Source organism: Shewanella sp. cp20 (genome assembly GCF_000832025.1).
Taxonomy (GTDB): Bacteria; Pseudomonadota; Gammaproteobacteria; order Enterobacterales; family Shewanellaceae; genus Shewanella.
The window spans coordinates 158,308-185,221 of sequence record NZ_JPII01000026.1 but is presented as its reverse complement, the minus strand read 5'-3'; the positions used below and the strand labels follow the sequence as shown (position 1 = coordinate 185,221).

Below are 26,914 nucleotides of genomic sequence, written 5' to 3'. Positions count from 1 at the left end.
CCATCATGGACGATGGCTAAGACTCGGGGGGACAGGAGTCCCATCCGAGTCGTTAGGCGATTTTTATTGAAGCATGAGGATCAACAACTTCGTCGGGGCGTTTGGGAGGATGCAAGGAGGACGAGGACGAGCAGTCCTCCTTGCCCGGGTGTGGGATGGAATCCCACGACGTTAATCCAAACAAAGTTTGGAAAAAGAGCAAACAACCAGTTTTAAGGCTATTGCAGATTGAAAAGATTATCTGAATGGTTGGAAGGCGGAGAAATAATCATCTCTCCCGTGGCATAAAGCCTATCAAACTCTTTCTTTGCATCGATCTTGTGATTCACGCAACGAACCATATGCGCATCATTTTTAAAGCTTCTGCACTCGTCTGGCGTAACATAATAACTCTTCCACGCTCGGTCACGTTTCTGACGCTCAACTTGATTGCTCGTTATTCTGGCTTTCTTTTCTTGCTCGGCAAGATAGCTTGCTTTAAAAGCCTCTATTCGACGCTGTTTCTCCGCTGCCTTCTGCGCTTCAACCTGTTCTCGCAGCAACTTGGCTTGTTGTTCTAAGAAGCGATCTGCCTCATAGGCAAGATAATTAACATAGGCAATATTGATAATGGCAGTGACTATTCCCGCCAGTAAGATTCCTAAGGTGATCTGGAGTACAAGTTTCATCGAATAACCTAAATTCCTTTTAAGCTTTAAAGAATGCTACCACCTCAGTACAAAATTTGGCACCTCAACCTTCACAATCTCACCAAAAGCACTAGAGCCCCACGACACAGATTGTGGCTACAACAAATCTTCATCGAAGTTGCCGACGACTAAACGGGATTTTGAGGGGAGAACAAAGCATAAGCCCCCAAAATTAAATGCGGGTTGTGGATACAATAAATCCCCATCGAAGTTGCCGAAATGCGCAGATGAAAATGCCGTATAGCCATCATGGACGATGGCTAAGACTCGGGGGGACAGGAGTCCCATCCGAGTCGTTAGGCGATTTTTATTGAAGCATGAGGATCAACAACTTCGTCGGGGGCGGCACGGGGAGATGCAAGAGGGGGATTGCTGGAGATCCCCCTCTTGCCCTGGTGTGGAACGGAGTTCCACGACTTTCTCGGCCGTAAGGCCGTATCTGTCCCAACGAGGGAAGCTCCCCACGACCTTAATCCAAACGAAGTTTGGAAATCGACCAAGTGACCGCCAGGCCACACCATCCCAGATCCCCTCTTAAAATCTCAGAGCCAATTCAACCACTTCCCTAAGTGCCTATACTACAAGTACAATGATAAGTCTTAGGATAAGTTGGCAAGACCAAAGGAAAGGCGATGACACTGAAGGAAGATGTCAGCAAGCTCACTCAGGCCCTAGAGGCGATGCAATCACAACAGGCATCGGATCAGGCGGCGCTCACCCGTCAGCTGACGCAATTTGGCCAACAGCTGGCCGAACTGAACGCGCGGATAGATGCCCTAGAGGGCTACGACCAGCCCGAGGCTTCAGATCTGGCGCATTCAACTTCTACGCATTCAACTTCTACGCACTCAACATCTGCGCATTCAACATCGGCGCCAAGCCACTCAAGCCAACAGCTGTCACGGCAAACTCATGCCGGACAAGCCTTGAATGAACAAACTCAGCCTGAACAAACCCTGCCTGCACAAACTCAGCCTGGGCAAACTCACTTAGCGTCAGCGCAATTCCAGCCAGAGCCTTCACAAGCAGCGCGGGCGCAGTCAGAGCCGTTACCGTCAGAGCAGCTAGAGTTAGAGCAGCTAGAGTTAGAGCAGACACCGTCATCCCAGCAAGGCGAACTCAATCAGCAGGCCGATACCAGCTATCGCCACGACGCCTGGCAGCGTCAGGCTCCTCAGGCACAGGAACAAGTTAAGGCTCAAGCTCCGACTCGCTCAAACAAAACCACAAAACAGAAGGCCGCCGTTCCCGGTATAAGCCAGCAGCTCGCCAACTCGGCGGCTCAGTTGCAGGGCTCGCTGGGACAACTAGTCAACCTGCTGCTCGGCCCCTTCGGCGGCCTCGGCGAGCAGGCCAAAGCCTTCTATCAGCACTATCAGGCTAAGGGACAGGGCGCGGTGTTTCTGATGACACTGGCGGGCATCATCACCCTCACCTTGGGCTTTGGCTACCTGCTGCAATACTCCATCAACCACTGGTTTTCCGAGCTGGGTAAGGCACTTCTCGGCCTGGTAACGGCCAATACCGTCATTGCCGGCGGCCTCTTTATCCGGCGGGCCAGGCCCGGTATGGAGGACTATGCCTCGGGCATAGTCGGACTCGGCGTCATCTTAAATTACCTCTGTATCTATTTCCTCGGCCCCTATTTTGAGCTGATCCCCGAGAGCGCGGCCTTCTCGCTGATGCTGATTAATACCCTGCTGGGTTACGGCCTGGCGATGAAGCTGGAGACCAAGGTGGTCGCCATCATCGCCCTGTGTGGCGGCTCGCTGGCGCCGCTTATGCTGCTCGATGCCAGCCAGGCTCCGCTGCTCTATCTGCCTTACCTGCTCATCATAGGCGTCTGTTCGCTCATCCAGAGTCACAAGCTGAACTGGCCGGTGCTTATCGAGATCACGGCCTTGCTGCATATCGCCTGCGTCCAGTTGCTGAGCTTCTTCCTGTTTCTGCCGCTGGCCCCCATCGGCCCCATGGAGATGCTGGCACTGGCGGGCATCAACGCCCTCTTCTACCTCTATGGCCTTGGCAGCCTCTGGTTACAGGTCAAGCAAAGGCCCAATGCGCGCCTGCTGATGGTGCCAGTCGCCATGCTCTGTTTTACCCTCTACACCCTGGGTGAGTTTACCGCCTACGCCGGCGAGTTCTTCGTCGCCAATGCCCTCGTCTGCGCCCTGCTCTATTGGAAAATAAGGCGCGATACCCTGATCGCGCCACTGATGCTGGCCGCGGCCGGGGTGTTTGCCGGGGTGGCCGCCCTCTACCTCATCAGCGCCGATCTGCTGGGTCTGGTGCTGTTGATCGAGGCACTTTTGCTGCTCTGGCTAGGTTGTAAGCACGACTTTATCAGCATTCGTACCGAGGCCTATCTGATCTTGGTCCTGGCTCTGGGTAGCAATCTGCAGACCCTGTTCGACATCCCGCTGCAAGGGACGCTCAGCCTGACCGAGCAACTCACCCTGGCCATCGCCATGGTGCTGAGCTGCGGCGCCTGTTTTCAGGCGATCCGCTGGATGAACACATTAGAAGCCCCCTTGCACAGATTCGAGCAGGGGTTCTTTCGCGCGTTACAGGGCACCCTGGGTCAATTTTTGGTACTCACTGGCCTATTTATCGCCAGCTGCCTGAGTGAGGAATACTATCTCAATACCCTGCCACTCCTGGCTCTGATGCTGCTCTATCTGGGCAGGCAACAACAACTGCGCTTTAGCGAGATCATGGCCTGGTTATGGCTGGTGCCCCTGGGTGGCCTAGTGTTAATCGGCATGGTGGAGGCTAACAGCCTCGCCTTTGCCGATCAGCCACTCAACGTCAAACTGGCACGCATAGAGCTGTTTACCAGTCTGCTGTTGGCCTACTACTGGTACAAAAAATACTACCCGCAATCGCCTCTGGTGCGTGTGGCCTACTATGTGCAACTGGGCTGTTATCTGGCCGTGCCACTCATTTTGCTGCCCAAGGTGCTTCGCAGCTATCTGGAGCTGCTGCCCATCTACCTCTGGTTGGCCAGCGCCATGGCCCTCGGCCTCGCGAGGTTCGTGCGCCATAGGAGCCTGGTGATTGAGACGCAAATACTGACCGCAACGGCCATGCTGTTCACCGCCGTGAGCTGCCTGGACAACCAATGGCAGGGGCTAATCGCCCTCGTCCTGGGCGCGCTGGCGATGGCAACCGTGCTCATCCGTTATCAAGGACTCAACCGCCGCTGGCGCCTGTTGCTGCGCTTCCCCTGGCACCTGAGCCCCTTCTATTTTGCCTTGGTAGTCGCCGTTGCCGTGCAGTCCCTGTCCGGGCTCATCGCCCCGGGCTGGACGCTGGTGTTCCTCGGGTTAACGGCCTACTTTGCCTTGCTGCTTGAGCGAGACAATGCCCTGGGCAGACGTTTCGCCGAGGCGCTAAGACCCGGCTATGGCCTGGCCTACGCCTCGCTCATCTCGCTGTCGCTGGTGCCCATCATATTGCACGGTGATCGCCCCCTGGGGCTGGATACCACCAGCCTGCTGTTTAGCCTCAGCGAACTGGGGATTCTGCTGCTACTAGCCTGGTACCTTAAGGGCAAGCGACTGGGGATTCAGGCGCACAGAAAATTGCTGCCAAAACCCGCCCTGTTATGGGGCTGGCACAGCCTGCTGGCGGTGAGCTATTTTATCTGGAGCTATCAGCTGGGCGATCAGATCGCCGCGCCCATCAGCAGCATCTTGCTGGTGAGTCATGGCAGCGCGCTCATGTTCCTCAGCCTGCGGCCTCGACAGGCCAGCCTGGTACGACTGGCCGGCATCTTGTTTGGTCTCGCCTGTCTCAAGGTGCTGTTTATCGACATGGCCTCCTTCGTGCTGGTGCAGAAGGTGGTCGCCTTCATCATCATAGGCATCATTTTGCTGACGGTGGCCTACTTCTACCAGAAGCAGAAGAACCGCCTGCCGACGCCTCAATAGTCACTCTTTCCCCCTGTGGCAGTTAAGGCGGCCACAGGGGGAATCTTTGGTTTACTCCTCTCAAAGCTCGGTATAGGCAGACTTTGATGAAGATCTAGTGGAAGGCTTACCACCGGCTAACTGTGATGTCACCCGCAGAATTTTTAACCAATTCGTGCTACAAGAAATCTTCATCAACTGGTTAATTTTTAGGCATAAGATCTATTATTTTTGCCTGTTAACGTCATCGAAACCTGCCGATAGAGGGATATGTCATGCTAAAGAAAGTGAGCCGACTCGATTACTATACCCTGCAGGTATTTATCGGACTGGTTGAACTCAAGAGTGGCAGTGCGGTGGCCGAGCGATTACGTACCACTCAGTCTAAGGTAAGCCGCAGCCTGAACTGCCTGCGGGAGGTGCTGGAAGACGAGCTCTTTATCCGTCAGCAATATGGCTTCGAACCTAATCAGGTCGCCCTCACCATCTACCCCATGGTCAAGACCATAGTCGAGCAGTACGACAAGATAGTGGCCGCCACCATAGACAAGGCCGCCGAGCCCTATCAACTCAGTGTCGCCATCTATGAGCAGTGGTCGCTGATGGCGATGAACTGTGTACACAACACCTGCAACTGCATCGAGGGGGGGGTCAATATCAATATTCAACCCTGGACAGATAGGGTCAATCAACGCCTGTGTCAGGGCAAGGTCGACTGCAGCATCTCCACCGAGCCGATCAACCACCCCATGGTGAACAATTTTAAGCTGGGGGATATCACCCACTTCTTCATCGTCGCCCGCCAGGATCATCCCATTCTTCACAGCGAAGATCCGCTACGGCAGATGTTTGATTACCCTATCGCCCTGGTTAACACCCACCTGCAGGAGCAGGAACCGCATCCCATAGAGGTGTATGCCAGAGCCAGGCAGATAGAGATCCGTGTGGCCCTCAAGAGCCCGAGCCTGAGGATGTTGGTGGATCATGTCAGTCACAGCGAAGATATCGCCCTGCTCTCCTCGGCCATGTCCATGAGCTATTTCGAAAATCGCGACGACGTGGACTACCTGGATATCTCTAAGATCTGGTTAGAAACCACAGACCTTGAGACGCAGAGCTACTATCTGCACTGTCACAAGGGGATCAAGCCTGAGCTGGTGAACTGTCTGTGCAGAATTTTAACCGAGAAATTACTCGAGATGCAGGCTCACTGTACTCAAGTGACCCAGAAGCGCGCCCCCCATGCACAGGCCTTGGACCAAGCCTAGACAAGCACAGAGATAAGTTTAACCGCCACTAACACTTAGCCGCTACAGGCCGCGCCGAATGCGCTGGCTAGTGCACGTTCTGCTTGATCAGCTGAATTATCTCCTGCTTTAGCCAGTCGAGATGGGTAGCGCCGCGACCGCCGCGGCTCAACATATAGAGCCTGGGATAGGGTTGATCTTGATACAGACTCTTGGTATCCATGCTCGACAAGCAGCACACATGCAGGCCGGGTAATAGCTCACTGTGTTCGTATACCTTGCTGTAAGGCAGCAGGCTCACCGTCTTATCGTCCGACAGATACCGATAAAGCTGATTAAAGGCCAGCCCCTCTCTTCCTATCTCGGTGGGCGCAGGATGGCAGCTGAGTTTGTGTTGGGCGCAGTATCGCTGGAAGGGATCCGGCGCCAGCTTATCAAACTGGCCGAATGCGCTGAGGTAGGGATAGTTGGCGATATTGGCCAGGCTGATCTCCTGCTGCAGCAGGGGATGCTTGAGGGAGCAGAGCAGATACAGATGGGTTAACTGTTTGAGTGGTTCGACACTGAGCCTGTCATCTTGCAGTGCCTTATCCGAAGACTCGCTGACAATTGCCAGATCGATAAGCCCCTGGGCCAGATCTTCCACCAGATCCACACTGCCGCTACGCAGCTCATAGCTAATAGGCAGCCGTGCCTCGCTGATGGCGCCGCTCAGGCGTTGAGGCAGCTCGGCAATCAAGAGATCGCTGACATAGAGCACCATGATCTGGCTAGCAGCCTGATCGTGACAGATCTCCAACTGATGCAGCTGCTCGCCACATTGCACCAGCGCCTTCACCAGAGGGTAGAGTTGACGGGTAAAATCGTTGGGTTCCAGACCATGCTTCTTACGAATAAACAAGGGATCGTTAAAGATCATTCGGGCATGCTGCAGACAGCGGCTTACCTTGGGGGCGGGTATATTCATCTCCATCGCGACCGAAGAAGCGGAATGCTTTTCATACAAATTAACTAATATATTGGCGCTCAGCATATCTAAACTATCTAGAGTCATATTTTTCATTTCAAAATACCTCTCTCGACATCGAATATACCCATTGAGAGTATAGTAAATATTATTAAGCCGACAATACTTTTATTCTGATTTAATAAAACAAATAAAACAGATCTAAATCATACTTCTAAATTTCAATCATTTACAAAAAACTTGCAAGCGACTATTTTTCATGCAAAATAACTTATACCCCACAAACAATCTTAGATATTCGATAATTAAAAACCACATATCTAATTATTGATTATCTACAAAATGAAATAGCTAAAAATAAGCATCTGATCCAAGGCTAAATTTTAATAATCCGATTTCAATAGTTATTGTAATTAAGCCCCATAGGGTAATAATTAAATCGAGAGTTAAAAATCAAAATAACCTTGGAGGTTTATCATGAACGCCACCGCTACCGTTATTTTAAGCTATGCATTTATGTACTTTGTTTTGTTTATCATTTGTCCTCTCGTCATCGTGACCTTCGTGATGACCTGCATCAAGTTCTTTAGATCAAATGAGACTCAGCTGGTCGATGCCAGCGTAAGCATCAAGCCTCACCTGCTCGACAAGGATTCAATGCAGTTTCTCAAAGGCCTAAAGGCCATCGCCGCCAATCGCTACGATGTCCTCTACGGCGCGTCACTGGTGAATGTCGTCGACTTGGATGATTCCCTCAAGAACCACGAAGAGGTACAGGACTTCATGGAGCACTGTCACCTGGATTACGTGGTCGTCGATAACGAATCTTCTGCAGTCAAACTCGTGGTGAGCGACCCTGCGGCCAGCTCTCCAGAGCAGATGAAGTTTGTCGAAAAATGTTTAGATTACATTGGCGTACAGCTCATTAAACTCGACAAAGACAAGCATTGCGACGAAGCCTTGCTGCGCACAGCACTCGCCGCCTGATGAGCGCCTGTCACAGCAAGTATTGACGAGCGTCAACCCCTCCATTGACGCTCATCTTTCCCCACAACGTCATGCTCACTGAGGTGTAAGGATGCATTATGTGTCAAATTACCCCTTGTACTACTCTGCTGCTCAGCGTCCTAACACTTGGCCTGGTGGGCCTAACGCCCAACGCCTTAGCCGCCGACGAGCTGGCCAGCCGCAGCTGTATCAAGTGTCATAAACGCAATGGCCAGCTCGAGGGTATACATGCCAGCGACGGCCTCGCCATTCTCTGTCAGGACTGTCACGGCCCCAAAGGCAGCCATCCCAAGAAGGGATCGACCATCATGGCTTTTGGGCCCGATAGCCCCTTCACGGCTCGGCAACGCAGCGCCGTCTGCTTAACCTGTCACGATCATCAGGCGCTGGGCGAGGTCGAATGGACCCACAATGTGCATGCCAACCGCCTTGGCTGCGATCAGTGTCATCGACTCCATCCCGAGGCAGATCCCATGTTGTCGCTCGATACGCAACAACACAGCCAGCTGTGTGTCGGCTGCCACCAAGTCGAACAATAGGAGGCCTGTGATGCAAGTTTCTAAACGCCAATTTCTCAAGGGAGTGGGGGCACTACTGGCCGGTGTCTCTGTGTATGGTGTCACCCGCACACCCCAGGCCGAATCCTTGCTGCAGCCCGAGCAGGAAAGCGAGCTCAAATACGCCATGGTGCACGACGAGAATGCCTGCATCGGCTGCAACGCCTGCGTCCAGGCCTGCCGTGAGGTCAATCATATTCCCGAGGGCGTCACCCGGGTGAAGATAGAACGCAAGGGGCCCTTCGGCGAGTATCCCGATCAGAGCTACCGCTTCAGCCGCGTCTCCTGTCAGCACTGCGAAGCCGCACCCTGTGTACGGGTCTGCCCCACAGGCGCCGCCTATATCGATAAGGAGACGGGCATAGTCGCGGTCAATAGCGACCGCTGCGTCGGCTGCCAGTATTGCATCGCCGCCTGTCCCTATCAGGTGAGGTATATTCACCCCGAGACCCGCACCGCCGACAAGTGCGACTTCTGTCAGCAGAGCCGCCTAGCACAGGGGCTGCAACCAGCCTGTGTCGAGGCCTGCCCCACCAAGGCACTGACCTTTGGTAACCTCAAGGATCCCGAATCGGATCTGGTCAAGCTGCTGAAGACCAGGCCCAGTTACCGCGCCAAGGTGGATCTGGGCACCCGGCCTAAGCTGTTCCACATTCAAACCATAGATGGGGAGATAATGCTATGAGTGCTTTTCATTTCGAAGGCCTGGTATGGCATTGGCCTATCGCCATATACCTCTTCCTCGCCGGCCTGTCTGCCGGGGCGGTATTTTTCGCCATCATGCTGAAACACTTCAAGTTATCCCACGAGGCCTGGCATTCGCCCTTCGTACAGGCGGCGGCCATCATCGCCCCGGTGGCGGTGTTTGGCGGCCTGGGTATCTTGGTATTCGACCTCACCCGGCCACTGGATTTCTGGAAGATCTTGGTGTTCTACAACACCAGTTCTGTGATGTCTATGGGGGTGCTGGTACTGATGGCCTATCAGCTGGTGCTGTTTGCCTGGATAGCCTGCGTCTTTCAGCGCCGCATCACTCAGCTACTGGATAAGCGCCTGCCTATCGCCAACAGGCTTCTGCAATGGCTGGTTCAGCAGGAGGCGGCTATCACCGGCATACTGGTGATCCTCGCTATCTCGCTTGGGGCCTACACAGGTTTCCTGCTATCGGCGCTGATCGGCTTCCCGCTGCTAAACAATCCGGTATTGCCGCTGCTGTTCCTGATCTCCGGCCTCTCCTCCGGCGCCGCCGCAACCCTGCTGGGTGGCGTACTGCTTCGGGGTAACCCCAACGGTGTCGAGGTGCGTTTCATCCACGGCATAGAGATCCCGCTGATCCTGGTGGAGATCGGCCTGCTGTTTACCTTCTTCGCCGGCTTGATCCTCTCCGGCGGTCAGAGCCAGGTCGCCGCGCTCAATGCCTTAGGCTTCGGCTTCTGGGGTTGGATATTCTGGGCCGGCGTGATCGGCATAGGCCTCACCCTGCCACTGGCCTTCAACCTGTGGATGAAGGTCTCGGCAGATCGTAAGTTCGCCTATGTGGCGGTCACCGCCAGCTTCAGCCTGATAGGGGTGTTCTTGCTGCGCAACTTTATCCTCTATACCGGCCAGATGACGGGGATCTAATCTTCACTGGCCATTTACTCGCGGGCGTCGTCTGCACTAATGAGATGCAGCGGCGCCCCATCACTCAGATAGGCTTCATCCACCTGATCCAGGCCGTTGTAGCGGATCATGTGGCGAATCCCGTCTATGTAGGCCTGACCTCGTTCGGAATATCGCTCCAGGGTGCCCGCCAGTTCCAGGCCGGTGATCGGCTTGTTGCCTTCGCGCAGCTGCGCCCTAAGGTCCCGCAGCGACTGATAGGCGTTGTTGGTGTTGAGGTTAAGCAGGTAGCCCTCCACCGAGGCCAGCGGTGTGTCGAAACGGGCCAGGCCATAGTTGCCCAGCTCCTTACGCTGTTCCTTTGGCTTCATCCCCTTGCCACTAAAGTCCCACTGCCCGAAGAAGGCGTTGCCCTCGACGGTAAAGCGAGAGGTGGCCCAGCCACTCTCCTCCGCCGCCTGAGCCAGCACCAATGAAGGCGGCATGATATCCACCCGCTGCAGCAGCGCCTGGCGCTGCGCCTCTGTCAGGCTGCTTACCGTCTCATCGAGCAGGCGATACTTACGCGCCAGGGCCAGCAACTCGGGGGCATCTAACTCGGCCTCGGCGATGGTTTGCCGCTCCAGCAATATCTTCTCATTGGCCACCAGGATAAGCGGCGCCATCAGGCGAAAAAACACCATCTTCTTGAGCTGCACCGGGATCTGCGACGAGGTCTGCTGCCAGCGCTCACTCACGGCCTCGAAGGTGAGCCTGGGGACCTCACGATTGCCCGCCTGCCAAGCTGCCTGGTTATAGTCCAGGCGATCAAACAGGGCGATCAGCTCATCGAGGGAATTTAATACCACATCCTCAGGCGCCTGAGTCGGCCGCGCCTCGGAGACCGTCTTGAAACTGGTCTGGGTCTGCTGGCTATCGGCAGGAGTGGCCAGCTTACTGGCATCTTCGACCTGCGGTTCCAGCCCGGCGGCGGCCAGCGCGGCCGATAGTTGGCTATCCTCGCTCGGGCGATACCAGAGCGCCCAGAGTATCGCCAACGCGGCGACCACAAGCAACATAGGCAAAATCATCTTGTTTAGGCGGTTTTCTTTCGACATATCGGCTTCCTGTAACTGGTAACGACAGAGAGCAATTGGCGCCTCCACTTCTTTGTTTACTCTAATCTATCTTATTCCCTGAGTCTCTAGTGACCCTTCCTGTTTAGTTATGCAGCCGTGCGTAGACGATCAATACAAGACCGAGCTGTTGTCGTCTCAACACTCAACTGACAGCATGGCCCCATGCAATGAGAGCGCACATTAACAATGTAATAGATTATTCCCTTAATTAAATAAATCTTTTATTTAACTCTGCATAAAACTCATCATGTACCCTAGTTAACTCTCTATGAAGTCTAACAAAAGATTTTATATTAAAATCTTATTCAAAAAATCGCCTTAAATACTTTATTTAAAATAGACTACACAAAATCAATCTAATTTAGAAAAACACGTAACCCAGCAGAAAGCGTAAACAGGTGGATAAGAAAAGGTTAACAAGTTTTAAATTAAAGAGGTAAAAACGTACTTGAATGTGATAAGACCCACAATATTTAGGTTAATGCTATTTTAATATTGATTAAATTTTGCCTGTTTCATACATTGAATATTCGTCTCAAATTTAAATGTATCTTTTTGTATCATTTCGGCGATATATTAATTTCTACTTAGCTGGTTATATGTTGAAACAAGGAACTGTCACACTATCGAGCTTAACTCTCTTGCTTGGCCTGCTGGTACTCAGCCACCTGAGCGCCAGCCTACTGGCTGATGAGCAAAGTATCAGCTCAGGCAAGACGTTGATCTGTGGTGCTATTCAAGGAGATAACCTCGCCACCAAGGAGGTTGCCCCCTCAGGACAAACAGCATTCATCTCATTGCTCAGGCAATGCAATTACCAGCAACCAGATAACAGCATCTTTCAGCTAAACGGTGAAACCCACGAAAGCCAAAACAGCAATGTGACACAGACTGTCGTCATCTTCTGCCTATTATTTCTCTCGGCTGGCCTTCCTTGTTATGGCCAGAGAAAATACCGTACCCCAAAAAGTATTTTGGAATCTAGCTCACTACTCATGAGTTGGATCAAGCCGATTAAGGGCATGCCTTCATAGAGCCACCAGCGTAAATATAAAGGTAACTTTTGCCATTTATATACACGCCAATAACCAAATCTAAAAAATCTAGCCAAATTATTCTTGAGCTTGGCTGAATCTTCCAACTTATTAAAATGAGGTTTATTTAATGCCTTATGCACATTCACGTCTGTCGAGTGCGAATTATTGCGCGCGCTCCACTACACGGCATGCAAAAGTATCCCTGGGACTAATAATGAGTATGCTGCTGTCGAATCAGGTACTGGCAGACAATGAAAACGTTGCTGCCGCCATCGACACTAACACCTCTCATTGGTCAGGCTATGTCAGCGCCAGCGCTGCCAGTAACACCTTCGAACAATCGGCCCCCAGCTCCTATCAGGCGCTGAGTGCCAATGGCAGAATTGCCTACCGCGACACCTGGGGTAGCCTTCGTCTCTCCAGCGGCGGCGAGGTAGAGACGCGCCACAACCAATCTTATTTCTACGACACCTTTTTAGAGTATCGCACGCCCGCGAAAGCACTGGGAAATGACTGGAGCTATGTAGGCAGTGCCGGGGTTTACCTGCCTACGGGCCACACCAGCCAAGAAAACAAGTTAAGGGCTGCGCCGAGACTGGCAGGCTACCTCTTCTACCGCCCTAACCAGGACTGGAACTTCTATCTCTCACCACGGCTGAAATATAACGCCTATGAGCATGAGATAGGCCGTCACGGCGAACACTTTATCGAGCACAGCATCAGCCTGCTGGCCGACGCCACCTGGCAATTCATCGACAACTGGTACCTGGATGTTAACGCCTCTTACGCGATGAACAAACCCTTCAACACCAGTCGTTACGACAACCGCTTCACCATCAGCGAAGAGATCGGTTGGTCGTTCGCCCCCACCTGGGTTGCGGCCATCGGCCATAACAACAGCGGCTATTTCTTCGACCCGGATCGCGGCCCGTCTCACGGCTTTACGCTCTACGACGAACGCAATTCCGTCTTTTATCTGTCAATTACCAAATATTTATAAAAAACACTTATAAATTAAACAACTAGGAGAGGTTTCAATGTACAAGAGTACTGTCGCCATCGCCATTTTGAGCGCGATAGGATTAAGCGCCTGCGGCACCGACGAGCCGTATCAGGAGGTCAAGAAAGATGAGCGAATGATCGCCGTCAAAGACTTCAAAGATGCCACCACCAGTGGCGCAGAAGGTGACCAGCTCACCTCCTCAACCACCACGGGCGAATTAGCCACCAAGCAGCCCGAACGACTCTTTCTCTACACCCGTAGTTTAGGTGAAGCACCACGTTACTCGGCACCTATCCATGGTTTCTCTCAGGGCGAAGCCAAACTGGTGACCCTGCGCATGACCGAAAACGGCATTCAACTACGCCAAATCGACAGAGACAACATAGGCCTAGATCACGACTCGCGTTACGACAACGAGTACAACAAGGCGCCTGTGCTCACGATTCCCGGCGATTACATCGATTTCCAGTGCCAACAAGACAACTGGGGGGACTGCACCAACCGCGAAGAGGAAGTCACAGATCGCAACATCACCTGGGATCAGAAGAAGTTCTTCATTCCTAAGTTTGAAGGTGCACAGATCGCCGAAGAGAACTACACAGATCTGGTCACCTTCAAGCAGTGCACCACTGAAACCGAGTCAGCCCATCTGGTGAAAGATGGTAACTGGAAAGGCTACGAGATGGATCTCGCCAATGGGGTGATTAACTTCGAGATCGAGCACACCTATCAAGCCAATCCAGCCTGCTTCGGTAAGTTCTTCAAGGGCAGCTTCGATAACCTCTCCTTCACCACCACCGAATATATCTCGGTCGTGGCACTGGATCAGCTGGCCAGCAAAGATTTTGTCACCATCCCTTATAGCGAAGATGAAAATGGCACCTTTGGCTTCTTCCGTACCCAGCACGAATATCGCGATGGCAACAACGCCGACGGTAAAGATGGTTATATCCGTCAGTACCTAAACCATTTCAATCCGAAGAAGGAGGCGATCACCTACTACTTGAGTAACAACTTCTTCGAACCTAAGAATAAACCTTTCCTGGATGCGGCTAAGCAGAGCATTGCCGCCATCAACATCCAGAACAAGTTATTCGAAACCGGCTTGCCCGAACTTAAACTGACCCAGGCAAACGAACACAGACACGGGGATCTGCGTTACAGTAACATCACCTTGTTTGACGAGCCACTGGATAACGGCTTGGCGGGCTATGGTCCCTCTGCCGCCAACCCGCTGACCGGCGAAATAGTCAGTGGCCGAGTTGACCAATACAGTGCCAACCTACAGCAAGGATCGACGCGCTACTACCGCAGGGTTCAGCTGGACTATAACCGCGGCATGCTTGATGCCAACTCGGTTAAAGACCTCACCGGCGTTGACTATACGCCTTCGCAAGAGGCTGTGGATCGCGCCAACCAGGTTGCGGCCAATAAGCTGGTTGCCCAGCAAAACAGCGCCAGCCAAGATCCTATGGTTCAGCAACCGCGCACCGAGGCGCAGCCGCAAACCGTCATCCCAGATCTCTCCACCGATGATGCCAACAATGCCCCCTTCGAGGAACTGGTCAATCAACACAATAAGACCGAAGCCTTCTGGGCAGAACATAACCTGATGAGCGTCGATCAAGCCTTTGGGCTGACAGGCGGTGCACTGCGTGAACTACCACGGGGCATTCAGGGCTATGAGATCGATTGGAAAGACACCAACTTCTGGGTCGGCGGTATCATAGGCGGCAAGCTAAGGGATATCGAAGCCATGCCCACCAGCTTCCAGGCCGAACTGGTCACTAAGCTGGCGGCGCAGGCGTTTGCCGGTACCCTTACCCACGAGCTGGGTCATACCCTGGGACTGAGACATAACTTTGCCGGTAGCCGAGATCAAGCTAACTTCTTTAACGAGGAGGAGATTGCTAAGTTCAGCCAGGCCTTTAGCGAGGCGGGTTATCCTCATCTGACGGTCAAGGCCGACTTCTCCAGCCAGATGGATTATAACGCCGACCGTTTCGCCACCACCTTCCAAAAGTACGATCTGGCCGCACTGCGTTTCGGCTATGGTCGCCAGGTAGAGACCCAAGACGGTAGCCTGGTCTCGCTCGAAGCCGCCGACGCCAAGCGTCGCCAAGAGTTGAGTCAGGGCAACATCACGGGCGAGATCCAATATGGTGCCCTGCATCAGATAGGCAAAGAGCATGATCTGCGTTACTTTGCCTTCTGCACCGACGGCCATGTGTCGCTCAACAGCAACTGTAACCGCTTCGATGCCGGTACCAACAACGATGATATCGTGCAGTACTATATCGACAGCTACCACGACAGCTATGACACCATGAACGTGCGTCATAACCGTCAGACCCTGTTCGAAGACCATATTCTGCCTTACACCATCAATCGTCTGCGAGGCTTTAGCGACATACGTCAGTTTGTCGAAGACACCGCCACGGTAGAAGAGCTGTTTGCCTTCGATCAAAACGATCTCGCCGAATTCTGTCCCGGCCATGAGAACTACTGGTTCTGCGCCTCACAAAGGGCGGTCGAAAAAGCTGCCGACACCTTCCTCACTGCAGCCGGTCTCAACGACATCTATCTGCATGTGACCTACCGAATGAACAGCGACGATAGCCGTGCGCTGACCAAGGTACACTCACTGGAAGATATCCTGACTCGCCTCTATCGCCTCAATGCCAGCAAACTGGATGAAGGCTTCGAGCTGGGTCAAATTGTCACCGCCTACGAGCAAGCGCCTGAAAAACTCAAAGAGCTGCTACTCAAGGCCGATATCGTCGAGGCCTATCAGGATCTGCTCTATGCCGACGTCACTGCCAACAAGGGACGCCTGCTTAACGGCATCAAGGCCCCAGCGTCGAGCCCGAACCACCCTTATGTCAACGAGCGTGACGTGCTGGGCATGTGGCCAGATAAACTGCTGGCAATGCGTCAGCTGCTAACCCGCAAGTCGCCTCGCAGCACCACTGGTCGCACCTACTACGCCTTGGCAGATTATCCTAAGGTGAAGGAGCAACTCGAAGGCATGCTGTGCCAGATGACCATGGGTAACACGGTTCAGGATATCAACCAGTATCTGACCAAGCCGGTGCTGAGCGACAGCTGTAAGGCGGTGGATGCCAAGTACTATGTCAACGACGTCGATTATGCCGACCAGCATGTCGAGGCGCTTCCTAGCTATGCTACTTCCCTGGGACGCTACTTCGGTTTCCCCCAGAGCAGCTATGAGATGAAGGGTAAGAGCAACCTGCTGCAGATGATGCTCAAACAAGTGGTATTAGCGTCACGTGATAGTGATTATCGTGGTGAGGAGAAGGCCAGAGTCTGGCGCGAGTATGTGGGCATCCATCTTGCCAGCGACGCCGTTGCCGCCAGCAAGCAGATCGCCCTGCAGGGTAAAATCTATGTCGCCACGGAAGAAAACCAGCTGGCTCTCATGTTGATTGACCAGATTACCACCCTCAAGGCGCTTATTGCCGACTCACCCGAGCTGATGAAGCATCAGATGAACAGCAAGGGAGAGACTTTCCAGCAACTGGTGGTCGACCCAATCATCGCCCGCGATGAGCGAGTGATCACCTACCTGCCTGTACTCTAAGGTCTGGTTTATTCAACCCAAAAGAAGCCGACAGGCGGCTTCTTTTTTTATTGGTGCTAACCACTTAGCTGTGCACCTTGCCAAAAAAATCCATGGAGGTCATCTCTACTCTTCATGAAAACCTCACCGAATCGGTTGCCAGGCCTGGGCTGCAACAAACGTAGCGAAATGTATCATCTTGTTTAAACAGTTGTTTCGCTACCCAATAATGGTTAACTTATGCTTGATAAATGTATAGGAGATCCCCACTGATGGAGCCGGATGAGCAAGCATCCAATCAGTCAGCGCTTACCGACCTCATTGCCGAGCTTAAAGCCGAAAATGCGGCGCTCAAACGCGAAAACGCCAAGCTGAAGCTACTCAATGATCGCGCCGAAGAGAAACTCTTCGCGGCGCTGGACGGCAACCGTCTCTGCCTGTGGGAGCAACATATCCCCAGTGGCAACCTGACCATCTTTAACATGCGCTGGGGCGAGCTGCTGGGCTTTAGCCGTGAAGAGTTGGCGGCCCATGTGGACAGCTGGAAACGGAATCTGCATCCCGAGGACAGAGATTGGGTGATCAAGGCCTTCGAAGATCATGTGGAGGGTAAGTCCGACTACTATCAGGCGGTGCACCGGATGATCCACAAGAATGGCTCGGTCACCTGGGTGTCGGATCGCGGCCGTATCGTCGAGCGCATGGGTGACGGCACGCCACTTAGGATGATGGGCACGCATATGGATATCACCCAAGAGAAGCGTTACGAGCAGGAGCTATCAGAGCTGGCACACTGCGACCCCCTCACCAACCTGAGCAACCGCAAGGCGATCACCCAGGCCTTCGAGGAGCAATACCGGCACGACGCCGGGAGCGTCTTCTTCATCGATCTCGATGGCTTTAAGGAGCTCAACGATAAGCTGGGCCACAAGTTTGGCGACCACCTGCTGATCCATGTGGCCGACACCCTCAGAGGCGTGATTGGCACCCAGGCCGACATCGCCCGCCTGGGCGGCGATGAGTTTTTGATCCTGCACCCCAGCCAAGACCAGACGCTGCTGCAGGCACGGGCCCAGTCTCTGCTGGATGTTTATCGTCAGCCAATCATCTTAGAGGGCACAGAGGTTAAACTCGGCCTCAGTATCGGCATCTACTGCTTCACCTCGAGCGATGACTTTGCCAGCGCCTGCGAATTTGCCGATGCCGCCATGTATCGCGTCAAGGCCAAGGGCAAGCACGACTACCAATTCTGGCACGCCGAGCAGTAAAATCCCTTCAGGCTTATCTGAGTACCTTACTCAGAAACGCCTGGGTGCGAGGCTCCTGGGGTTGACCGAATAGCTGCTCGGGCACATTGCTCTCCACCACATAGCCACCATCCATGAAGATCACCCTGTCGGAGACATCCTTGGCAAACCCCATCTCGTGGGTGACGATCACCATGGTCATCCCCGCCTGGGCCAGCTGCTTCATCACATCCAGCACGTCGCCCACCATCTCAGGATCCAGCGCCGAAGTCGGCTCGTCGAACAGCATCAGCTCGGGCTTCATCGCCAGGGCGCGGGCGATGGCCACCCGCTGTTTCTGACCGCCTGACAGGCTGGCGGGATAGGCGCTCGCCTTATCGCTCAGCCCCACTTGCTCGAGTAGCCTCATCGCCTCACTGTCGGCATCGGCCTGGCTCATCAGCCCCAGCTTTACCGGCGCCAGGGTGATGTTTTGCTGCACCGTCTTATGGGGAAACAGGTTGAAGTTTTGAAACACCATACCCACCTTCTGCCGCAGCTTGTCGATACAGGCACCCGGCGCGGTGATCGACTGACCGTCGATCACTATCTCTCCCTGGGTGGGCTGTTCCAGCAGGTTGATACAGCGCAGAAAGGTGCTCTTACCGCTGCCGCTGGGACCTATGACGCTGACCACCTCGCCTCTTGCGATCGACTCGTCGATCCCCTTGAGTACCTGGTTGTCGCCGAAATATTTATGCAGATTGCTGATCTTAATCACTTTGCTTAAGCCTCTTCTCAAACTTCGACAACATAAAGGTAAAACTGTAGGTCAACGCCAGGTAGATGAGTGCACAGGTAAACAGGGGCACACTGTCTTCGAAGGTGCGGCTACGGATGATCTCGCCCGAGCGCATCAGATCCACGCCGCCGATGAAGCCTATCACCGCCGTCTCTTTCAGTAGCACGATAAACTCGTTGCCCAGGGCGGGCAGTATGTTCTTAATTGCCTGGGGCAGAATCACCTCCTTCATGGTGACCGCCTGAGACAGCCCCAGGGAGCGGGCCGCCTCCATCTGTCCCTTATCCACCGCCTGTATGCCGGCGCGGATGATCTCCGAGATATAGGCGCCGCTGTTGAGGCCGAAGGCGATGATGGCGGCGCTCACCTTGTCTACATCCCAGGTGGCCAGCACGATAAAGTAGAGAATCACCAACTGCACCACCACGGGCGTGCCGCGGATAACCCCCACGTAGAGGTTGGCGGGCCAGCGCAGATACCAGCGACTGGACATCTTCATCAGTGTGGTGGCCACACCCAGTATGGCCCCCAAGATCATGGCAAACAGGGTGACGATCAGGGTCACCTTTAAGCCATTGAGGATCAGGTAGATGCCTATGAGGCCATCTTCGCCTATGGGGGTAAATAGTGAGGTATTAATTGCGTCTAACATGGCGGCCTACTTCATATGCTTGGCAAGCAGGGCGTCGTATTCACCGTTTTGCTTCATGGTTGCCAGCGTCTGATTGATGCTGGCCAGTAATTGGGGCTGACTCTTGGCCACGGCGAAACCGTAAAACTCGGGGGGGAAGTCCAGGGTAATGAGCTTTAGATCAGGGTTCTTGGCCAGGTAGTTGGCGGCCGGTTCGCTATCGAACAGTACCAGATCCACCCTAGCGTTCTTCAGCTCCATGATCGCCTCGAAGCCGGTATTGAAGGCGGTCACCGACTGAGTATATTTCTTGGCCATCATGTCGGCGGTGGAGCCCAGCTGCACCGCGAAGTGTTTACCGCTGAGATCCGCAAGGCTGTGAATGCTGTCATCCTGCTTGTTGACCAAGACCACCTGGGTCGCCTCATAGTAAGGCTCAGAGAAATTCACGCTGGCCTGGCGCTCAGGGGTGATGGTCATGCCAGAGGCGATCATATCTATCTTGCCCGCGTTCAGGGCCACGATCAGCGAGTCGAACTTCATGTTCTCCACCTTGAGGGTCTTGCCTGCATCCTCGGCTATTTGACGCGCCAGATCGATATCGAACCCCATCACCTGATCACCACTGACGCCGCCCACATATTCGAAGGGCGGGAAGGCCGCATTGGTGCCGACCACCAGATAATCTTGCTCTTTGCCACAGCCACTCAGCACTAACAGGGCTGAAAAACAGGCTAACATGATAGATTTGTTCATTATTTACTCGCTTGCTCAGAATAGTCACCGAATTGGCAACGACTATAGGCAGCCCATCTCACACAGTCAATACTTATGCGATAAAAATGACTATTTAGTCACTTTGTTTGCTTTTAATTAACATACGCCCCGCTATTAATCAGTGTAGTCCGCCCAGCAAGGGACGACCTTGTGGCCAACGGCAGACTTGCACCAATGCAAGTCACGAGAGCACCAAGTTGGTGAGCGCTGTGCGCCTGATCACACTCAACCGCCCCAAACAAAAATAGTATATACTGTTAAAAATCAATAATTTAGGTTATTTTTATAAACTTGGCACAGAACTTACATACTACTTTATAGGTAGTTGCTGAGGCGGGCTTACCAGAGACTGATTTAAGCCCATAAGGAGTAGAAGATGAAACCTTGGTTATTGGCGGTCAGCCGCTTCGAAGATTGGCAGTTTATCCTTCACCTCGGCATCAGCCAGTGGGACGTCGAATAGGCAAACACGCGGATTCATCCATAAGGAGTCACAGATGAGTACAGTATCTAAGAGTATCACGCCTAAGATGGCAGAGCGGATCGTCACCGAAGTCAAAAGCAATAACTGCCTGTTGTCAGAGGTCGCCAAACAGTTTGGTGTCTCCACCAAGACGGTCTATCAACTGGTCAGACAGAGCGAGCAGCAAGGTGGACGCGTGGGTGTGCTAAGGGCGGAAATAGACCGCCTCACCCTACAACTCAATCAACTCATGCGTGAGCTAAAACTCATTCAGGGATGAGACGGCTTACCAAGCGCCGAGGACGGCGACAGAACAAGATAACTGTAGAATAAGAAAACAATAATATAAGAAAACAACGGAATAAGTGGTCTGCAGGAAGCATGGGATCTCAGGTTAGAGGGCAGCAAACATAATAGCCTAAGTCGAGGGCCAGAGACCGACGACGGGCCTGAATCCCAAAGCCATTTAAAAGAGGTGTTTTACAGGTGGCACCTCTAGGGAAGATGCAAACGAGTCCCACAAGGACTTATTCGCAGCTTCCCAAGCGCTCCCCCAAAGGCGCTTTCACCTGGTGATAGGCAGGACGCTCTATCACCAGGTTTTTTCTTTTAGGCAAAGCGCCAAATCGCCCCAAGAAAAAATTTTCAATTTATTTAACCCCTTTTCAGATCCGCTCCGTCTATATGCTCAAACAACTGATTCATATCCGCTAACTTTATAGAGCGTTTGGAGTATTCGATGAAAAAGACCCTGATTGCCACCCTATTCGGTTCACTGGTTTTCACCGGCAGCCTGCTGGCCCTGCCGGCGCTGCGGCCGCAGAACTCAAATTCCCCCATATCGAAACCGTCGGCACCAGCGAGCTAGTGGTTAAGGCCGACATGGCCGAGCTTACCGTCGAGGTGGTCACCAAGGCCGATAACCCGGCTAAGGCCAAGGCGGGTTCTGACAAGGCGGTCAGCGACTTCCTGGCTAGGCTGGCCAAGTCAGGTATCGCCCGCGAAGATATTCACAGTGCCAACCTGAATCTGCAGCCCGAGTATCTGTATGACCCGGAGACGCGTACCAACAAGGAGATCGGCTACCGTGCCAGTCGCCAGGTGGTGGTTACCCTGAGGGCACTGGATAAGCTGAACGACCTGCTCGATAGCGCCCTACAGCAAGGGATCAACCGCATCCATCAGATCAACTTCAAGTCCAGCAAAGAGCAGGAAATGATAGAGCAGGCCAGACTGATGGCGATCAAGGATGCCAAGCAGAAGGCCGCGGCACTGGCAGAAGGCTTCGGCGAGCGCCTGGATGGCGTGTGGGAGATCCGCTACCAGGCACAGGGCCCGGTGCGCCCCATGGTGTATAAGATGAGCGCCGCCGCCCGTGGTGATATTGCCGAGAGTTACCAGGAGGCGCAGACCAGCATCAGCGATCGCGTCGAGGTGATCTACCGCCTCAAGTAATGCTCCGGCAAGACCCGAACCGCTCAGGCCCGCCGGCAGACGCCAGCGGGCTTGGCTTGTGTTATGCTCAGGGAAATACCGATAATTCTGCAGAGCATGCACATTTCATTTAGGCGCTTGTTAAAGCACTTGCTTAAGCCCTTGTTTAAACACTTATTTAGGCCTTGGCTTCAAAGGTTCCTTATCCTCTCAAGCCTCTGCCTACCCCTCGGACTAGGCCTGAGCGCCTGCTCGGAAAACCAGCCAAGCCAGCAGCCACTTAGCCTCAAGCGCCTGGTGGAGGATAGCCTGGTGGACGGCCTGCTCGCAAACGATGCCAGCCTAGCCGTCACCCTGAGTCGCGGCCGGGATCTCGGCGTCTGGACACTCCCCGAAGGCAAGCAGCGTTTTCACTGGCCGGCGACCGCCTTCGAGCATCCAGGTTATCAACTGGCCCTGTCGGGCAATAATCGATTTCTGGCCTATGCCGGCAAGCGTCAGATAAGCCTCATCGACCTTACCCAAGGCAATGTCCAGCTGACCTGGCAGGTCAACGGCTTTAACGACTATGCCAGCATCTCGACCCTGGCACTCAATCAGACGGGAAGACGTATCGCCATCGGCATGAACGAAGGCAGCGTGATCCTGGTGGATCTCACGGCGCAGCATTTTTCTCTGTTTAAACAACACGACACCGAGGTGTCCTTCCTGAAATTTGGCACCACGGACGATCGCCTGCTGTCCGCAGGCCACGATGGCAAGGTGCTCTGGTGGGAAAGTGCCAGCGGAAAGATCATCAAGCAGTTCTCTCTGCCTCAGCGGATCACCAGCCTGGCCTTCGATGAGGCAGACAGGCGCATCTTCTTCGCCGACAACCTGGATAACCACCAACTGCTGGCATTCGACACTGGCGAGGCACTGAGTCAGCTGAACTATTTCGAGCGCTACCGCTATTTTCGCCGCGCCCTCTTCATTCATCGGGGCGATGAGTTGATCACCGCCACCTCGAAACAGGGGATCTCTCGCTGGCAGGTGGCCACAGGCAAGGAGCTGGCACACTGGCGGCTCACCCCCTTCTCTATGGGCACCACAGTGCTGGATATGGTGAGCGACGGCCAGCGGCTCATCACCCTTAGCTCCGACGGCGCCCTGGAGCACTGGGGACTAAGCAACTAATCTCTGCAACTAACTTAAACAACTAGCCTAGGCAACTAACTTAAACAACTAGCCTAGGCAACTAACTTAAGCAACTCATTTAAACAACTAGCTGTCGCGGTTGAGCTTAAGCCGCTTGGCCAGTGGCTCTATGGCCGCTCCCTGTAACAGGATGGAGAAGAGCACGATAAAGAACACCAGATGCACCATCTCCACCGCCCCCTCGACACCGGCCGCCGCGGGGATCAGTGAGAAGACGATAGGGGTCGCCCCCTTGAGGCCGATGGAGGAGATAAACAGCCGCTTCTTCCAGCTCGCCTGACGAAACGGCAGATAGCAGATCTGCACCGCCAAAGGCCGGGCCACCAGCATCAACAATGCCGCCGGGAGCAGCGACAGGGTGAACACGGAAAACAGCGTCTGTGGAAAGATCTGTAACCCCAAAATGATGAACATCAGCGACTGCGCCAGCCAGGAGAGGCTATTAAAGAAATGCCGCGTCACTTCCACGCCCCTGTGCATGCCATTGCCTATTACCACGCCAGCCACATAGGAGGCGATGAGAATATTGCCGCCGGCCAGCTCGCTGCCGTAGGCCGCCAACACGAAACTGGCAAGCACAAACACAGGGATAAGACCGTACTCCTCCAGGTGTATGCTGTTTAACGCCCACACCGCCAGCTTGGCCACCACGAAGGCGACGCCTACCCCTAAGACGATCTGCAGCCCCAGCATCTGAGCTATCGCCCAGGGTGACACGGGCGCGGCCGGTGCCAGGGCGATGCCTGTGAGTATCATCACCATCACCAGGGCGACCGGGTCATTGGTGGCCGACTCGAACTCCAGCACGGTATCCGTACGCTCCTTGAGCTTGAGCTTCTTAGATTCCAGTATCGAAAACACGGCCGCCGCATCTGTGGAGGAGACCACGGCGGCAAACAGCAAACAGATCACCAGACTCCAGTCGGTCAGCGGATAGAGGAGTGCTCCCAGAATCAAGGTGGTCAGCATCACCCCCAGGGTCGCCAGCACCCCGCCCTCCCTGTAGGCCAGCCTGATGCTCTTTGTCTTGGTATTGATGCCGCCGACAAAGACGATCATATTCAGGGCGACCGCCCCGACCGTTGAGGTCAGGGTGAGGTTATCGTAGACAAAATTAAACTCGCCATTGCCCAGGCTCAGACCTACCCCCATAAAGATCAACAGACTGGGCAAGCCCAGGGTCTTCGAGGGGTGATGCAGCAAGATCCCAACGGCAATAAGCGCGGCGATCCCAAGCAAGATGATCTGATAGGACATAGGTCTCCTTCTGGTAGATAAAATAGGCGGGCACAGAGCGATTTGCCGAACTATTTTAGCAGAGGAAACTGACTTTCGAGATGGGTTAAGGGGTTGATTAACGGTTTTTAATTGAAAAAAAGCCCGACCTGAGTCGGGCTTTAAAACGGGCTACTTCGCCTTAGCCGTCAGATAGGGTCTCACCAAGAGGAAGACGCCGACCAGCAGGAAGGGAATACTCAGCATCTGCCCGGCGCTCATGGTCCAGTCTTGGGCATAGGCCGCCTGCTTCACCTTGACGAACTCGATGGCAAAACGGGCACTGAACACCCACACCAGGAAGAGGCCAAACAGCGCACCCTGCTTCTGCTTCATCTCTGTGGTCTTGTAGATAGCCCAAAGGGCGATGAAGATAGTCAGGTAGGCCAGGGCCTCATAGAGCTGGGCCGGATGACGCGGTAAACTATCCACCCGCTCAAAGACGATGGCCCAGGGCTTGTCGCTCGGCACTCCGAGGATCTCCGAGTTGACGAAGTTAGCCATACGCACGAAGAAGCCGAAGATCGCCGTGGCGATCGCCAGTCGATCCAATAGAAACAGGAAAGGCAGCTTCATCTTACGATGATAATAGTAGAGCGCCAGAATCGCCCCCAGGCCGCCGCCATGGCTGGCAAGCCCTCCTTCCCAGATAGCCAATATCTTGGCCGGGTGAGAGAAGTAGTAACTGGGATCGTAAAACAGCACATGGGCTAACCTGGCACCTACCACTATGCCTATTACACAATAGATCAATAGGTTATCTAGAGATTCAACATCCAGCCCTTCACGCACATAGATACGCTTCATCACCTGAAAGCCCGCGGCGATCGCCGTGGCAAACAGCACGCCATACCAATGAATCGTCAGCCCCATGAAGGAGACCAACACAGGGTCCATATTCCAAATAAAGTGATCCAAAAACCTAAACTCCCTCGCCTGAGACCAAGAAATACCTCTGATGACTGGCAGTTTTACGCGCTTCGACTTGCTTATTCAAGGTCTTGTGGCGATTTTCAACATACAGATACAAAAAAGCCCGGGAGAGGGTCCCAGGCTTTGGCTATTTATTTAAAATAAGGGCGACTTAGTTCACCAGGCTCTCAAACAGTGCCTTAAACTTAGAAAGCCCCTCGGCCATGATCTCATCGCCGATGGTCAGCGCCGGCAGGAAACGGATCACGTTACCATAGAAACCGCAAGCCAGCAGCACCAAACCATGTTCGGCGGCGTTGGCGATAATCGCCTGGGTCAGCGCCGTATTGGGCTGCTCGCTATCGCCGTCAATCACCAGCTCCATGGCGATCATCGCACCTTGATTGCGCACCTCAGCTATGTGCAGAGGATATTGCTCCTTGAGCGCCGAGAGCGCCTGATTGAAGGTCTCGCCTATCTTCACCGCACGTTCTACCAGCTGCTCCTCTTGCATCACCTCGAGCACCGCCAGCGCCGCGACGCAGCCCACCGGCGAGCCACCATAGGTGCCGCCCAGTCCACCCGGCAGCGGCGCGTCCATGATCTCACTCTTACCCACCACGGCAGCGAGTGGGAAGCCACCGGCGATCCCCTTGGCCATGGTCATGAGATCCGGCTCGACGCCCGCGTGCTCGCAGCTGAACATCTTGCCGGTACGACCGAAGCCGGTCTGGATCTCGTCCATCACCAGCACTATGCCGTGCTTGTCACATAGGGTTCGCAGCGCCTGAAGAAACTCTGGCGGCGCGGCGTAGAATCCGCCCTCACCCTGCACAGGCTCGACAACGATGGCCGCCACATCACAGGGGGCGATATCCACCTTAAACAGGTGCTCGATCGCCTTGAGGGAGTCTTTAACGCTCACGCCGTGCAGCGCCACCGGATAAGGCGCGTGGAAGATATCCCCGGCGAAGGGACCAAACTGATGCTTGTAGGGGGTGATCTTGCCCGTCAGCGCCATGGTCAGGTTAGTGCGGCCATGGAAGCCACCGTTGAAGGCGATGACGCCGCGACGGCCGGTATGGGCCCTGGCGATTTTGACGCAGTTCTCCACCGCCTCGGCGCCCGTGGTGACAAAAATTGTCTTCTTGTCGCTGTCACCTGGGGCGATCTGATTAAGCTTTTCCGCCAGTGCCACCGCCGACTCATAGGGATTAACCATGACACAGGTGTGGCTGAAGTTATCCAGCTGCGCCTTGACTGCCGCCACCACCTTAGGGTGACTATGGCCCGTGTTACACACGGCGATGCCTGTACCGAAGTCGATATAGCGCTTGCCCTCGACGTCCCATAGCTCGGCGTTAGCGGCCCGCTCCACATACACGGGATAGGCGTTGCCCTGCCCCCTGGCGATCGCCTGTACCTTACGCGCCTGTAATTCTGCGTTATTCATCTTCTCAGTCCTTACGTCTACTTAT

Annotated in this window: 23 protein-coding genes; 14 read left to right on the top strand and 9 right to left on the bottom strand. The window is 54.0% G+C overall.

The features are described 5' to 3' along the window. Positions 1-218: 218 nt before the first annotated feature. Entirely contained in the window at positions 219-668 is a 450-nt protein-coding gene (locus DB48_RS09610; RefSeq protein ID WP_052813736.1) for a hypothetical protein, read from the bottom strand. A gap of 653 nt (positions 669-1,321) precedes the next feature. Between DB48_RS09610 and DB48_RS09605 the strand changes: the two genes are divergently transcribed. Together DB48_RS09605 and DB48_RS09600 are read left to right on the top strand one after the other, a co-directional pair. Next, on the top strand, positions 1,322-4,621 hold the full coding sequence (locus DB48_RS09605) for a DUF2339 domain-containing protein (protein ID WP_041510063.1): 3,300 nt from the start codon (positions 1,322-1,324) through the stop codon (positions 4,619-4,621). Positions 4,622-4,875: 254 nt separating this feature from the next. Beyond that, positions 4,876-5,868, top strand: a complete 993-nt coding sequence (locus DB48_RS09600) for a LysR family transcriptional regulator (protein ID WP_041510062.1) — start codon at positions 4,876-4,878, stop codon at positions 5,866-5,868. Positions 5,869-5,935: 67 nt separating this feature from the next. On the opposite strand, the gene DB48_RS09595 is transcribed toward DB48_RS09600, so the two are convergent. Then, a complete protein-coding gene (locus tag DB48_RS09595) occupies positions 5,936-6,880 on the bottom strand; it encodes a LysR family transcriptional regulator (RefSeq protein WP_327270602.1) in 945 nt (314 codons plus the stop codon). A 411-nt stretch (positions 6,881-7,291) separates the two neighbouring features. Here DB48_RS09595 and DB48_RS09590 point away from each other — a divergent pair, with 411 nt between their 5' ends. From DB48_RS09590 to nrfD, 4 genes are all read left to right on the top strand, one after another. Further along, positions 7,292-7,801 carry a DUF2726 domain-containing protein gene (locus tag DB48_RS09590; RefSeq protein ID WP_041510060.1) on the top strand — a complete coding sequence of 170 codons (510 nt, stop codon included), beginning with the start codon at positions 7,292-7,294 and terminating at the stop codon, positions 7,799-7,801. Between the two features lie 98 nt (positions 7,802-7,899). Beyond that, positions 7,900-8,361 carry a cytochrome c3 family protein gene (locus DB48_RS09585; RefSeq protein WP_041510059.1) on the top strand — a complete coding sequence of 154 codons (462 nt, stop codon included), beginning with the start codon at positions 7,900-7,902 and terminating at the stop codon, positions 8,359-8,361. Between the two features lie 10 nt (positions 8,362-8,371). After that, positions 8,372-9,064 (top strand): 4Fe-4S dicluster domain-containing protein, encoded by a 693-nt coding sequence (locus DB48_RS09580; RefSeq protein ID WP_041510058.1) that lies wholly within the window; start codon positions 8,372-8,374, stop codon positions 9,062-9,064. Further along, positions 9,061-10,002 carry a cytochrome c nitrite reductase subunit NrfD gene (gene nrfD, locus DB48_RS09575; protein WP_041510057.1) on the top strand — a complete coding sequence of 314 codons (942 nt, stop codon included), beginning with the start codon at positions 9,061-9,063 and terminating at the stop codon, positions 10,000-10,002. The genes DB48_RS09580 and nrfD overlap by 4 nt, the downstream gene beginning before the upstream one ends. 14 nt (positions 10,003-10,016) lie before the next feature. On the opposite strand, the gene DB48_RS09570 is transcribed toward nrfD, so the two are convergent. After that, a complete protein-coding gene (locus tag DB48_RS09570) occupies positions 10,017-11,078 on the bottom strand; it encodes a glucosaminidase domain-containing protein (protein ID WP_041510056.1) in 1,062 nt (353 codons plus the stop codon). A 620-nt stretch (positions 11,079-11,698) separates the two neighbouring features. Between DB48_RS09570 and DB48_RS09565 the strand changes: the two genes are divergently transcribed. The 4 genes from DB48_RS09565 (at position 11,699) to DB48_RS09550 (ending at position 17,987) form a co-directional block, all read left to right on the top strand. Further along, positions 11,699-12,133 carry a hypothetical protein gene (locus DB48_RS09565; protein ID WP_152619129.1) on the top strand — a complete coding sequence of 145 codons (435 nt, stop codon included), beginning with the start codon at positions 11,699-11,701 and terminating at the stop codon, positions 12,131-12,133. Between the two features lie 217 nt (positions 12,134-12,350). Next, on the top strand, positions 12,351-13,136 hold the full coding sequence (locus DB48_RS09560) for a hypothetical protein (RefSeq protein ID WP_152619128.1): 786 nt from the start codon (positions 12,351-12,353) through the stop codon (positions 13,134-13,136). Between the two features lie 37 nt (positions 13,137-13,173). Further along, positions 13,174-16,740 carry a zinc-dependent metalloprotease gene (locus tag DB48_RS09555; protein WP_041510053.1) on the top strand — a complete coding sequence of 1,189 codons (3,567 nt, stop codon included), beginning with the start codon at positions 13,174-13,176 and terminating at the stop codon, positions 16,738-16,740. Positions 16,741-16,991: 251 nt separating this feature from the next. Continuing rightward, positions 16,992-17,987 (top strand): diguanylate cyclase domain-containing protein, encoded by a 996-nt coding sequence (locus DB48_RS09550; protein WP_041510052.1) that lies wholly within the window; start codon positions 16,992-16,994, stop codon positions 17,985-17,987. 13 nt (positions 17,988-18,000) lie between these two features. Here DB48_RS09550 and DB48_RS09545 read toward each other — a convergent pair whose 3' ends face one another. The 3 genes from DB48_RS09545 to DB48_RS09535 are packed head-to-tail and all read right to left on the bottom strand — an operon-like array spanning position 18,001 to position 20,134. Further along, entirely contained in the window at positions 18,001-18,726 is a 726-nt protein-coding gene (locus DB48_RS09545) for an amino acid ABC transporter ATP-binding protein (RefSeq protein WP_041510051.1), read from the bottom strand. Further along, the gene (locus DB48_RS09540) at positions 18,719-19,399 is read right to left on the bottom strand and encodes an amino acid ABC transporter permease (RefSeq protein ID WP_041510050.1); all 681 of its coding nucleotides are present in this window, start codon (positions 19,397-19,399) and stop codon (positions 18,719-18,721) included. Before DB48_RS09540 ends, DB48_RS09545 begins: the two co-directional genes overlap by 8 nt. Positions 19,400-19,405: 6 nt before the next feature. After that, positions 19,406-20,134, bottom strand: coding sequence for a basic amino acid ABC transporter substrate-binding protein (locus DB48_RS09535; protein ID WP_041510049.1), 729 nt, complete (start codon positions 20,132-20,134; stop codon positions 19,406-19,408). Between the two features lie 518 nt (positions 20,135-20,652). On the opposite strand from DB48_RS09535, the gene DB48_RS09530 reads away from it, so the two are divergent. From DB48_RS09530 to DB48_RS09520, 4 genes are all read left to right on the top strand, one after another. Beyond that, the gene (locus DB48_RS09530; RefSeq protein ID WP_041510048.1) at positions 20,653-20,898 is read left to right on the top strand and encodes a DNA-binding protein; all 246 of its coding nucleotides are present in this window, start codon (positions 20,653-20,655) and stop codon (positions 20,896-20,898) included. A 459-nt stretch (positions 20,899-21,357) separates the two neighbouring features. Beyond that, positions 21,358-21,486, top strand: a complete 129-nt coding sequence (locus tag DB48_RS20555; RefSeq protein ID WP_327270591.1) for a hypothetical protein — start codon at positions 21,358-21,360, stop codon at positions 21,484-21,486. Beyond that, positions 21,486-22,073, top strand: a complete 588-nt coding sequence (locus DB48_RS09525; protein WP_327270589.1) for an oxidative stress defense protein — start codon at positions 21,486-21,488, stop codon at positions 22,071-22,073. Before DB48_RS20555 ends, DB48_RS09525 begins: the two co-directional genes overlap by 1 nt. A gap of 141 nt (positions 22,074-22,214) precedes the next feature. Then, positions 22,215-23,228, top strand: a complete 1,014-nt coding sequence (locus DB48_RS09520) for a WD40 repeat domain-containing protein (protein WP_082035618.1) — start codon at positions 22,215-22,217, stop codon at positions 23,226-23,228. A gap of 87 nt (positions 23,229-23,315) precedes the next feature. Here the strand turns inward: DB48_RS09520 and DB48_RS09515 are convergent, their stop codons facing one another. From DB48_RS09515 to gabT, 3 genes are all read right to left on the bottom strand, one after another. Continuing rightward, positions 23,316-24,506: a potassium/proton antiporter gene (locus tag DB48_RS09515; protein ID WP_041510047.1), complete on the bottom strand. Its 1,191-nt coding sequence runs from the start codon at positions 24,504-24,506 to the stop codon at positions 23,316-23,318. A 150-nt stretch (positions 24,507-24,656) separates the two neighbouring features. Further along, positions 24,657-25,421, bottom strand: coding sequence for a prolipoprotein diacylglyceryl transferase (lgt, locus tag DB48_RS09510; RefSeq protein WP_443018633.1), 765 nt, complete (start codon positions 25,419-25,421; stop codon positions 24,657-24,659). 187 nt (positions 25,422-25,608) lie between these two features. Beyond that, positions 25,609-26,889, bottom strand: a complete 1,281-nt coding sequence (gene gabT / locus DB48_RS09505) for a 4-aminobutyrate--2-oxoglutarate transaminase (RefSeq protein WP_041510045.1) — start codon at positions 26,887-26,889, stop codon at positions 25,609-25,611. Positions 26,890-26,914: the final 25 nt, after the last annotated feature.

What these genes read in the sequence shown, in the direction of transcription:
- DB48_RS09610 (WP_052813736.1), bottom strand. Translation starts at nt 668, where the DNA reads ATGAAACTTGTACTCCAGATCACCTTAGGAATCTTACTGGCGGGAATA.
- DB48_RS09605 (WP_041510063.1), top strand. Translation starts at nt 1,322, where the DNA reads ATGACACTGAAGGAAGATGTCAGCAAGCTCACTCAGGCCCTAGAGGCG.
- DB48_RS09600 (WP_041510062.1), top strand. Translation starts at nt 4,876, where the DNA reads ATGCTAAAGAAAGTGAGCCGACTCGATTACTATACCCTGCAGGTATTT.
- DB48_RS09595 (WP_327270602.1), bottom strand. Translation starts at nt 6,880, where the DNA reads ATGCTGAGCGCCAATATATTAGTTAATTTGTATGAAAAGCATTCCGCT.
- DB48_RS09590 (WP_041510060.1), top strand. Translation starts at nt 7,292, where the DNA reads ATGAACGCCACCGCTACCGTTATTTTAAGCTATGCATTTATGTACTTT.
- DB48_RS09585 (WP_041510059.1), top strand. Translation starts at nt 7,900, where the DNA reads ATGTGTCAAATTACCCCTTGTACTACTCTGCTGCTCAGCGTCCTAACA.
- DB48_RS09580 (WP_041510058.1), top strand. Translation starts at nt 8,372, where the DNA reads ATGCAAGTTTCTAAACGCCAATTTCTCAAGGGAGTGGGGGCACTACTG.
- nrfD (WP_041510057.1), top strand. Translation starts at nt 9,061, where the DNA reads ATGAGTGCTTTTCATTTCGAAGGCCTGGTATGGCATTGGCCTATCGCC.
- DB48_RS09570 (WP_041510056.1), bottom strand. Translation starts at nt 11,078, where the DNA reads ATGTCGAAAGAAAACCGCCTAAACAAGATGATTTTGCCTATGTTGCTT.
- DB48_RS09565 (WP_152619129.1), top strand. Translation starts at nt 11,699, where the DNA reads ATGTTGAAACAAGGAACTGTCACACTATCGAGCTTAACTCTCTTGCTT.
- DB48_RS09560 (WP_152619128.1), top strand. Translation starts at nt 12,351, where the DNA reads ATGAGTATGCTGCTGTCGAATCAGGTACTGGCAGACAATGAAAACGTT.
- DB48_RS09555 (WP_041510053.1), top strand. Translation starts at nt 13,174, where the DNA reads ATGTACAAGAGTACTGTCGCCATCGCCATTTTGAGCGCGATAGGATTA.
- DB48_RS09550 (WP_041510052.1), top strand. Translation starts at nt 16,992, where the DNA reads ATGGAGCCGGATGAGCAAGCATCCAATCAGTCAGCGCTTACCGACCTC.
- DB48_RS09540 (WP_041510050.1), bottom strand. Translation starts at nt 19,399, where the DNA reads ATGTTAGACGCAATTAATACCTCACTATTTACCCCCATAGGCGAAGAT.
- DB48_RS09535 (WP_041510049.1), bottom strand. Translation starts at nt 20,134, where the DNA reads ATGAACAAATCTATCATGTTAGCCTGTTTTTCAGCCCTGTTAGTGCTG.
- DB48_RS09530 (WP_041510048.1), top strand. Translation starts at nt 20,653, where the DNA reads ATGAGTACAGTATCTAAGAGTATCACGCCTAAGATGGCAGAGCGGATC.
- DB48_RS20555 (WP_327270591.1), top strand. Translation starts at nt 21,358, where the DNA reads ATGAAAAAGACCCTGATTGCCACCCTATTCGGTTCACTGGTTTTCACC.
- DB48_RS09515 (WP_041510047.1), bottom strand. Translation starts at nt 24,506, where the DNA reads ATGTCCTATCAGATCATCTTGCTTGGGATCGCCGCGCTTATTGCCGTT.
- lgt (WP_443018633.1), bottom strand. Translation starts at nt 25,421, where the DNA reads ATGGACCCTGTGTTGGTCTCCTTCATGGGGCTGACGATTCATTGGTAT.
- gabT (WP_041510045.1), bottom strand. Translation starts at nt 26,889, where the DNA reads ATGAATAACGCAGAATTACAGGCGCGTAAGGTACAGGCGATCGCCAGG.